Raw genomic sequence first — 12,680 nt, 5'->3', positions numbered from 1 at the left:
TGAAAGTGCACTGATTTTACCCTTCGGCGTTAATCACCTTAATCTCGACCATGCCAATCCCCAACTGACGTGGTGAATGGCCGAGGATATTCCCCTCATTGGTTGACTGCGGGTCGGGCGGCACAATCACCAGCGTGTTGGCGTCAGCAGGGTTATCAAAGTGCAGGGTGGTGGTGGTGACGTCGTGGCCCAGCGTCAGCGTTTGCTCGCTGTTACCGACGCGGACCGGGATAGGCTTATCGGCATTTGGACCGAAAGCTTTGGCGGTAATAACCAGGTCGAAACGCTTCGGCAGCGGGTGCTGGTATTCAATCTTCACTTCCTGGCCAAGCTGGGCGTTAGACCAGCGCCCCCATGATTCAGGGCGAGAAATCCCGCTGAAGGTTTTCACCTCTTCCGGTGCGCCCGCGACGTTGAAGATAAAGCTGTCTGCTTTATAGCGAATATCGTTATCGACGGTTTTGAGCGAGTCGACGTTACCTTTGTAGCGCACCATGTCGATCACAGTGTCTTTAAACTCGGTTTTGCCTTTCCACTGCGTTTTATCAACGTGCTGCACTTTCTGCTCGCCGCCAAGCTGACCCTGAGATACGCACCAGTCGGTAGATAGCGACAGGTTTTGCGACCACAGTTGGCCCATTTTGTAGCAACGGTCGACCCAGACGAAGTTATCGCGCGGGGCGAAATCTGCCAACTGATAGCGCAGCGGTGCGGAATACTCACTTTCCGGCAACGGCTCAACGCGGTTATCCGAAACGCGTAGCAGCAGCGGCAGACGGAAATGGCTGCCGGAGAAAGCAATCATGTTTTTCTGGGAATCGATAGAGAAATTTTTGATCTCTTTCGGGAAGTTCCACAGGCGAATAACGTCCGGCTTCCAGGCCAGTACCTTTTCTTTCATATTGAGGAATACTTCCGAGAGCGACTGCCCAGAAAGGCTGCTGCGGCCAAGGCCGATAAAGTTATCGCCGCCGAGCAGATCCAGCACCGTCGCACCGTTATCCATGGTATTGCGCTTCATTGCCAGCACGTCCTGCTCGTCCGGCTGGTCGCCGCGAATTACAAAGAACAGGTTGCTACGGTCCTGCTTGTTGAGGTAATCCCAGGCGGTATTTTTCATCGCCAGATGGTCAGAAGAGACGACGATAATGGTGTTCTTAAAATACGGCGACGCTTTGATCTTATTGATGAATTCCGCGATGTTTTCCTGGCTACAGGTCACTGCGCTGAACGACTGGTTAGTTTTGCCGCCAATCTCATATTTTTTACGGTTGCAGGTGCGCGAGATAAAGCCGTCCGGGTGGTGGGTATCCACGGTCAGGGTAAACAGCGAGAAGCGCTTGCCTTCACGGGAGAGCGATTCGAATTTTTTCCATGCTTCATCCAGCACGGTGTCATCGTAATAGCCCCAGTCGTTCTTATAGTTCGGGTCGGCGACGGTGGTTTTCAGCTCTTCTGCGCCATACAGATAGTCAAAGCCGTGCGACTTCAGGAACACATCTTTTCCGGCAAAGCGCAGGTTGGCACCCTGCACGAAGTAGTTTTCGTAGCCGGAGTTTTTCAGGATATCGCCAAGGCAGATATTCTGCGGGAAGAAGCTCGACAGCGAGGCGGAGGCGTTGCCTTCGAACGGTGCAAACAGCGGGATGCCACACTGTGAAGCGACCATACCGGCGATGGTGTAGTCGGTTCCGGGCAGCTGCATGGTGTGGCTAAAATCGAGGCTCGCATTTTTTAGCGCACCCAGCTCAGGCGTCAGGTTGGGGAAGGCTTCATCGTCGAAATAGGTTCGCTCCAGACTTTCGCCGTAGATATAAACCAGATTCAGCTTCGGCTTAGGAATCGTTTTCGATGGCTCTTTGTAGTAGGCCGAGAAGTCAGGGTCGCCGTCGCGGGATTGGGATTTCACCAGTTCGCTAATCTGGCGAAACGCCGGGCTGGCATCCACCGAGCCGACGGCCAGAACCAGCGCTATCAGGCTGTAGCCAAAATGGTGAGGATGATGTCGACGGCGGCGAAGCACCCAACCGAGCGCGCTGAAGACGGCGACAAGCCCAACCACAAGGCCAATACCCGGCAGGATATATTTCCCCACGCCAGCGCCGGTCAGGCTGTTTGTTAATGTGTAGAGAACGGCGTCATTAATCCCATCACCGGTGAAATAGTCACTGGCGTACAGGGTGATATTCAGGACCACAAACAGGCCCAGTACCGTTAAGGTAGCGGCAAACCACCATTTATTTCGTCCCGCTTTCCACGCATAGATTGCAATGGAAGCAAGAAAAAGTACGAGGGATAACAACTCTGACACTACACGTCCTCAACTGCGCCAGATGTGCTGGCTGAACAGAAATTAACTTCACAATGTAATTGTGCCGTCATCTGTCTGCAATTCTATCGTAGCGAAAGTGTGCTGTTATTCGGAATTGGTTTAGAAATGAGCGTTTTTTGTGCAGGTAATTTTGCGGCGAGCGGGCGCTCGCCGCAGAGATAATATTAAGAAATGAAGCTAACGCCTTGTTTCAGTACAAAATCACAGGCTTTTGCTTTCACTTTTTTGCCCAGTTCGGTGTTGCCCAGGCTATCAAGGTCCAGTTTCTGGCCATCTTTCGCGTTCAGCAGACCCTGAATACCGTCCATATAGCCGGTATCCTGTTTCTGTTCTGCCTGCGTGTTGAGGCCCAGTTTATCCAGTACCTGGTTTTTCACGTTGTCCACGTTGGTCACGGAAGCCAGTTTTTCTTTCGCGCAGTAGCCCATGATCCCGGCGGCATTGTTCATGCTGCTGGAGCTCAGAGACTGGCTACCGCCGTTAAGCAGGCTGGTGAGCGAAGAGAGAGACGTGCCGCCAGTCTGCGACGTGCTGCTACCGCCGGTAAGCTGGGTAGCCGCGCTGCTCAGATCATTTAACGATACGGCGCCCGCAGCGGTTGAAACAAACGCGCTGGCAATAATAACTCGGCAAAGCATCGATTTTACTGATTTCATGGGTGTACTCGTGTGTGCTATTAAAAGTTGGCGTGATGAGTATACGCCTATCATTCGCCGGATTTATCTTAATACTCTTTGCCAGTGACGCGGCTGCGATAACTGTCCCAGTTGAAAATGACCCACAGGCTGTTACCAAGACGCATGCGGTCCATCACACGCTCGCCCAGCATCTTATTCATTTCATCAAGGTTGCTATTCGTCAGCATGCCGGTCGGGCGTTTAGACGAAGAGCGTCGATCGACAATCTGATTGATGATCACTTTTTCATACCGCGATTCGGTTTGCATGCCGATCTCATCGATCACCAACAGATCGACATTGCTGAGATCGCTTAGCAGCTGCTCTTCGCTGGTTTCCCGATTGCCGAAGGTTTCTTTCATCGCCGACATAATGTCGGCAACGGTGATGATCAGTACCGATTTTCCACGCAGCAGCAGCTCATTACAGATGGCTGCGGCAAGATGGTTTTTTCCGGTTCCCGGTTTGCCAGAGAAGATAAAGCTCGCGATATTACCGTCGAACTCCTCCACGTACTGTCGCGCTTTTGCCAGCGCGTTCATCTGGCCTTCATTTTCAACACGGTAGTTATCAAATGAACAGTTCTGATGCAGCGGACGAATACCAGAGCGGTTAAAAGTGCGCTGCATTTTCATGGCGCGGTTCTCACGCGCCAGCGCTGCGGCGCGGATTTCGCCCTGCTCTTTTTGCCAGGCCAATAGTTCTTCGCCGGTTTTAAATGCCGGTTCGATATGCGCCGGCATCATTTTCTGCAGGCGCTTCATTAATTCACCAACGTCTTTCATGCTCAACCTCTGAAACCCGGTGGAATATGACTGTCAGGCTCGCTGACGGTGTTGATATCACGGCGCGTCTGGCCGTTATTATTGGCTCGGCCCATCTGTACGCTGCGCGCCAGCTTTTGCTGCCATTGTACATGATGGAACACTTTCCCTTCAGCCTGCCAGTAGGCGACGAAAGCGGCCAGCTCTTCCGGCGTAACGGGTTCGCTTAAAGCGATACCCCACAGCGCGGAAAGGCGCAGGAACTCGGCATCGGGCTGCCAGCCTGCGTACATCGCAAATTTCCCCATTGGAACCGCAATCGGGGTTGGCGTCGGCTCTTCAAAAAATTGTGCGTCCAGCGTCACGTCGCTACCCGGTCGGGATAGCTTTTCTTCCAGCGCCAGGAGTTGCGCCAGACGTTCCTGCGTAATGGCATAGAACGCAGGCTGATTATTGGCAAACACGGCGAGCGCGCCGCCCTGAGTTTGCGCAAGAATCGCTGCAGGATCGGCGACGAAAGCGTCAATTCCGATCACGTTAGGCGTTAAAATACGAGAAGACATAACACAATCTCAATACTGAAAAAACAACGGGAAGGGGGCGGGATAACCGCCGTAATACTGCACATAGTAGCACAAGGTACGCGATGGGCGGCACTTCCCGTACCGCCGTTTTCCTTACACCCGCGGACGCTTGCGGTAGAGCCACAGCCCTGGAATGGATAGCCCGATGGAGAGCGCGCCGACGATGGATGATGCCTTAAGGAAGTTGCTCAGCAGCATGATCATCAGATCTTCGGAATAGCCAAAGTGGCTGATTTTTACAGCAGAAATCATCGCGGTATAGGCCGATATCCCCGGGAACATGGGGATGACGGCAGCGACGGTAAAGATTTTCGGATGCGCCAGATACCAGCGTGACCACTGAATGCCGATGCTGCCTACCAGCATCGCCGCCAGGAAGGTGGCCCATTCGATATTAAACCCGGCGGTCATCATGGCAAATCTCGAGGTATGGCCGATAGCCCCAAGTAGCGCACACCAGCGCAGAGCGCGCTGCGGGACGTTAAAGACCATCGCAAACCCGACGGCAGGAATGGCTGACAGCAACGCATCCTGCGCCAGCAAGTAAATAAAATGAATCACACCCATCCGCGAAGCCCCCATAAGGTCATGGCCATCACCACGCCAACGCAGGTGGCGAGCGTGAGTAAGCTCGCAATCGCCCAGCGGGCCAGACCGGTGTTGATGTGGCCTTTGAACATGTCGGCGACGGCGTTAATCAACGGAAAACCCGGCACCAGCAGCAGCACGCTCGCCGCCATGGCAACCGTTGAGGTCTGGTGGAATGCGGGGAGTTGCAGCATAAGCCCCGATACCGTGGTGGCCACAAAGGCGGTCAGGCCAAAGTTAATCTGGGGGTGCATCGAACGGTGCGTGAGTAGCTGGCGAATATACATGGCGATGGTGCTGGCGCAGAAGGTGATGAATGCGCCGTCCCAGCCGCCGTTGTTGAGCTTGCAGAAGCAGGCGCAGGAGAGGCCAACCATCAGTACAACCAGCCAGCGCGGGTAGCGCAGCGGCTTAATCTGCGCAAAGCGCTTGCCGACATCTTTATGGTCCAGCAATTTGTGCTCGGCCATGATAACGATGTGCTGCACTTCGGTTACCACGTGCATGTTGATGCCGCGGTCGCTATTTTTGCGCGTAGAGGTCAGACATAGCCCGTCTTTAATCGTCGTCAGCACGATGGCGTTCGACGAGATTGCGCTTTCGACGCTGTCCATACCAAGTGCGCGTCCCAGGCGCGTTGATAGCTCTTCGACCAGGGCGCTTTCCGCCCCATGCTGCAATAAAAAAAGACCGCATTGAATGCATAGCCGCGTAACGATGCGTTGTTCTGACTGATCTACTTCCATAATGGCCCTGGTATCGAGTACGCCTGTGTCATGACCTACTTTTACCCGAAGAGCGCGGAAGGGCTATCCGGTCAGGATCAAGTAATGTGCAAAAATTCAGCGGCACACCGCTTTTGTCTGAGAGTTGATATTGCCCACACTTTCGTAAAACTGTTCAAAAGTGCAATTTTTGAACGGATTCTGGCCTTCTTTTTCCGCACTGACTTATCAAAAATGCATTCTGAAACTTTATTGATACACAAAATAAACAAATAATTAACCAGAATGTGAGGTCTCCCATGAACACGCAAGTTGCCATTATCGGTGCTGGGCCTTCAGGGCTGCTGTTAGGTCAACTGTTACATAACGCCGGTATAAAAACCGTTATCCTGGAACGTCAGACGCCTGAATACGTATTGGGTCGCATTCGTGCCGGGATTCTGGAGAACGGTACCGTTGAGCTACTGCGTGAAGCGGGCGTTTCCCGCCGTATGGATACCGAAGGGTTGGTCCATCATGGCGTCGAGTTCCTGTTTGCGGGACAGCGTATTCCGGTACCGCTGAGTGAGCTGACCGGCGGCAAGAGCGTGATGGTTTATGGGCAGACGGAGGTCACGCGCGATTTGATGGAAGCGCGACAGGCCAGCGGAGCGCAGACGATTTATGGCGTTGAGCAGGTGGAATTACATGACCTTAAAAGTGATAAGCCATTTGTCACCTTTGTGAAAAACGGTGAGCTTTGCCGTCTGGATTGTGATTTTGTGGCGGGTTGCGATGGTTTCCACGGTGTTTCTCGTCAAAGCATCCCGCGAGACATCCTGCGTGAATACGAAAGCATCTGGCCGTTTGGCTGGTTGGGGTTGTTATCCGATACCCCACCGGTTAATCCTGAGCTGATTTATGCGCACCACGAACGCGGGTTTGTATTGTGTAGTCAGCGCTCACTAACTAGAAGCCGTTATTATCTGCAGGTGCCGCTAACCGAGAGCGTTGACCAATGGTCTGATGAACGTTTCTGGGAGGAGTTAAAGCGGCGCCTGCCGGAGGATCTGGGGAAAAAGTTAGTGACTGGTCACTCACTTGAGAAAAGCATTGCCCCGCTGCGCAGCTATGTTGTGGAGCCTATGCAGTATGGGCGAATGTTCCTCGTGGGCGACGCGGCGCATATCGTACCCCCAACCGGGGCAAAAGGGCTGAATCTTGCCGTTTCAGATGTCAATTACCTGTGGCGAATTTTGCGCCAGTACTATCAACATGGGCGTACCGATCTGCTCAGCTGCTACTCTCAACTGGCGTTGAACCGGGTATGGAAAGGCGAGCGCTTTAGCTGGTTTATGACGCATTTGCTGCACGATTTTCAGGATAAGAGTGCGTTTGATAGAAAAATGCAGGAAGCCGATCGTCAGTACTACCTGGGTTCGCGAGCCGGCCTGACGACCATTGCCGAAAATTATGTCGGTCTACCTTATGAGCGGGTGGAGTAAAGAATGAAACGAACGGGTGTCGATGCAAAGCTGCCGGATGCAGTGCCGGTTTTTAAGCTTTATGGTGAGCATATTGGCTGGCCGACACCTGATTTGTTGCATTGTGAGTCAATTCTTAAACGTAGCAGTCTTTATGAATGGCATATCCGCGTGCATCAGCATGCTGAGCTGGTGCAACTGCTTTATCTACATAAAGGACAGGCTGAAATTGAGATAGAGGGCGTTCGCCGAGTGGTTAATGAGTCTTCTATCCAGGTTATCCCCGCACTTTGTGTGCACGGTTTTCGTTTTTCGCCGGGAACACAAGGCTACGTACTTTCTCTGGCACTGCCGCTGTTAAACCGCCTGGAGGCACAGTTTGGTCGACAACTGGACATTCTGAGCCGACCTGACTGCGTTCCCGTTAAGCGCTCCAGCCATCATATTCGCTCCGTGTTCTCCACGCTTTTAGATGAATACATTCAGGACCATGATGCACGTGAGATGATGCTCTACTCGCTTTTAAGCGCTCTGCTGGTCTGGCTTAATCGGCAGGGAACGCTGGGCGTAATGGCAGAGGATAAAAGCGAGCGAAAGCGACAGGTGTTACGTCAGTTCAGTCGATTGATTGAGAGCCACTATCGGGAGCACTTATCGTTAGCTGAATATGCGCAAAAGCTGCGTATTTCCACGACGCATTTGAACTGCTTATGTCGCGAGTTTCATGGAGCCAGCGCATTGAGTGTTTTACACCAACGCCTATTGCTTGAAGCAAAACGAAGCCTGCAGTACACCAGCATGACAATCACTCAAGTATCTGATTATTTAGGCTTTACTGATGTTACTTATTTTTCTCGTTTCTTCCGCAAACGAGGTGGGATGACGCCTAAAGAATTTAAGACGAGAATGGTACAGCCGAAATAGGCATATACTCGTGATTATTTAATTTTTCTTATAGGCACGTTAATATTTTCTAAGTTACTTGTTTAGAATTGCAGGATTATACTCATATAGCTAATCATGTTAGTTAGCAAAATATCTCACATCAGTAATATCATGCAGCGGTATGATTCATCGGATCGTTACCATCAGCAGTATGCCGCTATTTACAGGAAATCGAAATGGATTCGTTCATTTCCTATGAATACATCTTTTGTTTTAAATTAAAATATATTCAGGAAATGAATCTTCGAAAGGATACGGAGGTTATATGTTGCCAGAGTACTGCAAGTTTGCGCTGATTATCAGCAAGATACCGGTTATGCAATCCGGGCTGAAAAGCATCATGCAAATGAATTTTCCTGATTACGAACTCAATTTTTGCCTATCACTAGAGCAGTTAACGCTGCTTCAGCTTCGTCGTACCGATGTTGTTATTGTTGATTTCTCCGGAGACATCGGCAATCCGCGTAGTCTCTATGAGCAATATTATACGCTGCTCTCACAATACCGTGATATTCATTGGATATTTATGATCAGCCGGCAACACTACGCGTTGGCCGTTGAGTTCTTAATGCGACCGGAAAGTACGCTGCTTTCTGATTCAGAGTCCGTTGAGCGCGTGATTAAAGCTATTCAGCAGGGCAGTGTGTATGCCGGTGGCGTGAGTGAGTCCCTGCTGATCCTAAGTCAGGACGATGCCGATATCGAAGACGATAGCAACCGATTAGCCATGCTAACGCTTTCTGAGCGAAAGGTTCTGCGTCTACTCGCAAAGGGATGGGGTATTAATCAGATCGCCACTTTGCTGAAAAAGAGTAATAAGACGGTGAGTGCGCAAAAGAATAGTGCGATGCGCCGCCTTTCTTTACGGAGTAACGCAGAAATGTATGCCTGGCTCAACAGCAATCAGGGTATGAAGGAACTCAACCTCTATTCAGCGTATGGGGAACAAATCGAATGGAAAAGCGCGCCGGGAAGCAGTGCATTGCTATCATAGAACCGTGCATTATGACAGCAGTCGGATTACGTCATCTATTAATGTCTTCTCATAGACAGCATATTATTTTCCATTTTTTTCGCACTATTACCGAATTTAAGCAGGCGGCAGAGCAAAACAGGTTTGATGCTGTGATGTGCTGTCTTTCTGGAACCCGTGAGCTTCGTATTGAAGGTTTGCAGGCCATGGGGGATATTGCTCAGAATTATCCGGCAATGAAGCGCTTGATTCTGGCTGATGATAATGAGGAGGCCTCGCTTATTCAGCTCCTGTCGCCAACCTATATGCACGGTATTTTGAGCAAGTCTGATACGTTGAGTGAACTGCAACAACGCATATTGGCAGTACTGATGGAAAAAGAAGAGTCCTCTGACGACATCGAGCTGCACTTTTCCATACGCAGAAATCATGTTCTTAGCCCAACCGAGAATTTGATTCTGCGTTACATGACCTATGGATACTCGTTGATGGACATTTCTCAGCAGCTGGGTCGGAATATCAAAACTATCCGCGCGCATAAATTTAATGCGATGAGTAAGCTGGGGGTGAATTCTGATATTGAGCTACTGAGCGCCGCCGATCTGTTGGTCTCTCTTCACGATATCAACACTGCCGTTACGCCATCGGCTTGCTAAAGACACACATCAACCCATGTTGCTGCGGTAAGGCTGGCCATTCTTTCCGGTGAGATACGTACCGCGCTATGAATGGCACCTGCGGCAGGGAGGACCTCGTCGTATTGTTGCAGGGAAACATCGCAGTAAACATCCAGCGGGTTTTCGAGACCAAATGGGCACACGCCACCGACGGGGTGACCCGTCAGGATAACCACCTCATCACTGCTCAACATGCGTGCTTTTGCGCCAAAGGTCTCTTTGAGTTTCTTGTTGTCCAGGCGGGCATCACCTTTAGCAACGACCAGAATCACACGATCTTTCACCTTCAGAGAAAGCGTTTTGGCAATTTGTCCTGGCTCAACGCGATGAGCAGCAGCGGCAAGCGCAACGGTCGCTGTACTTTGCTCAAGCTCGATGATGTTGATGTCGGGCGCATGCTCGGCAAAGAAATCTCTGACAGACTGCAGGCTCATGGTGCTCTCCTCAAAATTCGGCGAGTCACTCTGTCATAAAGCTACCTTGGTTGTAAATAAACGGACGAAGTTGTGCAAAAATTGTTTGTTTTTTGGATCTCCTTCACAATCAATGCAACCGGTTACTGTAACCGGTTGCTGTTCTTCATCAGGCGATTGATACTGCAGAGGTAACTTCCTTTGTATCTATAATAAGAGCCGTGTATGAACTGTATCTATACGAACATCATCATTGCTGGTCGCAGACCCGTAACTCCTGATGCTTCACAGTATGCCCAGTTGTATTTCGGCAAAATCGTTGTTGCTGTGCTTACGTCTAAAGCCTGTCAGGAGGGCTGCTATGTCTGCTAATCACGCTGCATTTAATCTGATATTTCACTTTGTAGAAAATTACGTTAGTCCGGTTGCGGGACGCATTTCCTCTCAGCGCCACGTTATGGCGATTCGTGATGGCTTTATTTCTGCGATGCCATTCATGATTGTAGGATCATTTTTGCTGGTTTTCGCCTATCCGCCGTTTTCTCCCGACACCACCTGGGGCTTTGCCCGGGCGTGGTTAGATCTTGCTAAAGAGTTTGAAGGCCGTATTTTGACGCCGTTCGACATGACGATGGGCATTATGTCTATCTATATCTGTGCGGCTATCTCCTATAACCTCGGCAAACACTACGAAAAGAGCAACCAGCTCGATCCGTTCATGTGTTCAATGCTGTCTATCATGGCATTCCTGTTGGTTGCGGCACCAAAAACTAGCGGCCATCTGCCGGTCGACAGCCTGGGCGGAACGGGGATCTTTACTGCGATCCTGGTTGCTGTCTACTGCGTGGAGATGATGCGTTTTCTGAAAGTTCGCAACATCGGGATCCGTCTGCCGGATCAGGTGCCGCCGATGATCAAAAACTCTTTCGATCTCTTGATTCCGGTACTGGTCGTGGTACTGACGCTGTATCCGCTGAGCCTGTTTATCCAGAGCCAGTTCGATATGCTGATTCCACAGGCCATCATGTCCGTATTCAAACCACTGGTTTCTGCCGCGGACTCCTTACCGGCCATTCTGCTGGCTGTACTGATTGGTCACCTGCTGTGGTTTGCAGGGATCCACGGGGCGGCAATTGTCTCTGGTATGCTGCAAATGTTCTGGCTGACCAACCTTGGTCTGAACCAGACTGCGCTGGCACAGGGAGCTCCGCTGCCGCACATCTTCATGGAAGCATTCTGGACCTTCTTTATCGTGGTCGGGGGCTCCGGTGCAACGATGGGGCTGGTGTTCTGCTATCTGCGTAGCCGTTCAGCACACCTGCGTTCAATTGGCCGTCTGAGCGTGGTGCCAAGCCTGTTTAACATTAACGAACCGGTTATTTTTGGTACCCCAATCGTGATGAACCCGGTGTTCTTTATTCCGTTCCTGCTGGCGCCGATGGTCAACGCCATTCTGGCCTGGGCGGCGATGAAGCTGGATCTGATTGGTCGTGTGATTTCCGTTGTACCGTGGACTGCTCCTGCACCGATTGGTGGTGCATGGGCATTAGGCTGGGACTTCCGTGCAGCGATTCTGGTTGTGCTGTTGGCCTGCGTTTCCGCGGTTATCTACTATCCGTTCTTCAAAGTGTATGAAAAACAGTTGTTAGAACAGGAGAATGAAGAAGCACAGCGTGCGGCTGAAGAGAGCGAGCAGGCTGCTTAAGACAGTAAATAAATAACGGGGCGAAAGCCCCGTTATTTATTTCAGCGTGCAGTCACCGCACTGTTGAACGTCCGGGAGGCGGTAACGCTGACAGCAGGTACGACGTACCAGAAGCCCGTCACGTAATACGACGGTGCGCCATAAAGGGTTGTCCTGACCATCACCCAACGTTTTGGCGAAGAAGCAGCGTTGGCGTAGCTCGTTAACCTGCTCTTCGCCCAACAACGTTTTCATTTCACCGAGATACCAGTTAATCAGATACCCGGTATTGCTCCAGATGAGTTTGCCGTTGATGTCCCCCGTGGCTTCCAGCGCCTGGACCACCGGCATTAATGCCTGGGTTACCAGATCATCCATGCGGTCGATGGCGGGCTTCTGGCTGATGCGCAGGTCGGGTTCAACGTCAATCCAGAAGCAGGCTGCACGGCCCGTTTCGTGAAACTCAACGTGGAAGTTGTCAGCGCTAAGCGACAGGGCTGATTTTTCCGTCAGCAGTGCGAGCATTAAAGGGGGGACAAGCAGGCCGATATACCACTGCGCCCAGAGGGAAATCAGCGGTTTATTTTCTCGTGGCTGAGTGGGCTGATTGCGATAAATATGGTCGGAATACACCGCCAGCAACGAACTTAACTCCGTTGGCTTAGCCCATTCATTGAGCGTTTTGGCGCAATCAGGCGCCGTTTCATCCAGGCGGAACAGTTCCAGCAAATGCGGGCGCAGTTCAGTTATCTTGGCACGCACCGACTCAGCGAACGTGCTTTCCTTAGCAGGAAGCGGCGTGCGCCAGATAAGGTCATCAGCAATCGGTGCGGAGCGATAGGCCATAGATAAGCT

At 51.3% G+C, this 12,680-nt stretch carries 13 protein-coding genes; 5 read left to right on the top strand and 8 right to left on the bottom strand.

The window, feature by feature from the left end; genetic code table 11:
• Positions 1-16: 16 nt before the first annotated feature.
• The 6 genes from opgB to RDN66_RS10845 all read right to left on the bottom strand — a co-directional run bounded on the left by opgB (position 17) and on the right by RDN66_RS10845 (position 5,691).
• Complete coding sequence (gene opgB, locus RDN66_RS10870; protein ID WP_308537844.1) at positions 17-2,311, bottom strand: phosphatidylglycerol--membrane-oligosaccharide glycerophosphotransferase; 2,295 nt, start codon at positions 2,309-2,311, stop codon at positions 17-19.
• 185 nt (positions 2,312-2,496) lie between these two features.
• Positions 2,497-2,988, bottom strand: coding sequence for a DUF2501 domain-containing protein (locus RDN66_RS10865; protein ID WP_035893349.1), 492 nt, complete (start codon positions 2,986-2,988; stop codon positions 2,497-2,499).
• Positions 2,989-3,056: 68 nt separating this feature from the next.
• Positions 3,057-3,794 (bottom strand): DNA replication protein DnaC, encoded by a 738-nt coding sequence (gene dnaC / locus RDN66_RS10860; RefSeq protein ID WP_035893348.1) that lies wholly within the window; start codon positions 3,792-3,794, stop codon positions 3,057-3,059.
• A 2-nt stretch (positions 3,795-3,796) separates the two neighbouring features.
• A complete protein-coding gene (dnaT, locus tag RDN66_RS10855) occupies positions 3,797-4,336 on the bottom strand; it encodes a primosomal protein DnaT (RefSeq protein WP_035893347.1) in 540 nt (179 codons plus the stop codon).
• Positions 4,337-4,450: 114 nt separating this feature from the next.
• Positions 4,451-4,924, bottom strand: coding sequence for a threonine/serine exporter (locus tag RDN66_RS10850; RefSeq protein WP_035893345.1), 474 nt, complete (start codon positions 4,922-4,924; stop codon positions 4,451-4,453).
• Positions 4,915-5,691, bottom strand: a complete 777-nt coding sequence (locus RDN66_RS10845; protein ID WP_035893344.1) for a threonine/serine exporter ThrE family protein — start codon at positions 5,689-5,691, stop codon at positions 4,915-4,917. The genes RDN66_RS10850 and RDN66_RS10845 overlap by 10 nt, the downstream gene beginning before the upstream one ends.
• A 278-nt stretch (positions 5,692-5,969) precedes the next feature.
• Between RDN66_RS10845 and pobA the strand changes: the two genes are divergently transcribed.
• The 4 genes from pobA to bglJ all read left to right on the top strand — a co-directional run bounded on the left by pobA (position 5,970) and on the right by bglJ (position 9,707).
• Positions 5,970-7,154, top strand: coding sequence for a 4-hydroxybenzoate 3-monooxygenase (pobA, locus tag RDN66_RS10840; RefSeq protein WP_202216563.1), 1,185 nt, complete (start codon positions 5,970-5,972; stop codon positions 7,152-7,154).
• 3 nt (positions 7,155-7,157) lie between these two features.
• Positions 7,158-8,057 carry a helix-turn-helix domain-containing protein gene (locus RDN66_RS10835; RefSeq protein WP_051910736.1) on the top strand — a complete coding sequence of 300 codons (900 nt, stop codon included), beginning with the start codon at positions 7,158-7,160 and terminating at the stop codon, positions 8,055-8,057.
• Positions 8,058-8,343: 286 nt separating this feature from the next.
• Positions 8,344-9,072, top strand: coding sequence for a response regulator transcription factor (locus RDN66_RS10830; RefSeq protein ID WP_308537843.1), 729 nt, complete (start codon positions 8,344-8,346; stop codon positions 9,070-9,072).
• Positions 9,033-9,707 carry a DNA-binding transcriptional activator BglJ gene (gene bglJ, locus RDN66_RS10825; RefSeq protein ID WP_072011370.1) on the top strand — a complete coding sequence of 225 codons (675 nt, stop codon included), beginning with the start codon at positions 9,033-9,035 and terminating at the stop codon, positions 9,705-9,707. Before RDN66_RS10830 ends, bglJ begins: the two co-directional genes overlap by 40 nt.
• On the opposite strand, the gene RDN66_RS10820 is transcribed toward bglJ, so the two are convergent.
• Positions 9,704-10,162, bottom strand: coding sequence for a YbaK/EbsC family protein (locus RDN66_RS10820; RefSeq protein WP_035893338.1), 459 nt, complete (start codon positions 10,160-10,162; stop codon positions 9,704-9,706). The two genes, bglJ and RDN66_RS10820, sit on opposite strands and share 4 nt — an antisense overlap.
• 340 nt (positions 10,163-10,502) lie before the next feature.
• Between RDN66_RS10820 and RDN66_RS10815 the strand changes: the two genes are divergently transcribed.
• Positions 10,503-11,846 (top strand): PTS sugar transporter subunit IIC, encoded by a 1,344-nt coding sequence (locus RDN66_RS10815; RefSeq protein WP_202216561.1) that lies wholly within the window; start codon positions 10,503-10,505, stop codon positions 11,844-11,846.
• Positions 11,847-11,882: 36 nt separating this feature from the next.
• Here RDN66_RS10815 and fhuF read toward each other — a convergent pair whose 3' ends face one another.
• Positions 11,883-12,671: a siderophore-iron reductase FhuF gene (fhuF, locus tag RDN66_RS10810; protein ID WP_202216560.1), complete on the bottom strand. Its 789-nt coding sequence runs from the start codon at positions 12,669-12,671 to the stop codon at positions 11,883-11,885.
• Positions 12,672-12,680 lie beyond the last annotated feature (9 nt).

The organism is uncultured Kluyvera sp. (genome assembly GCF_902485085.1).
GTDB classification, from domain to species: domain Bacteria; phylum Pseudomonadota; class Gammaproteobacteria; order Enterobacterales; family Enterobacteriaceae; genus Kluyvera; species Kluyvera ascorbata.
The sequence above is the reverse complement of the archived record's forward strand: the minus strand, read 5'-3'. Positions and strand labels throughout refer to the sequence as shown.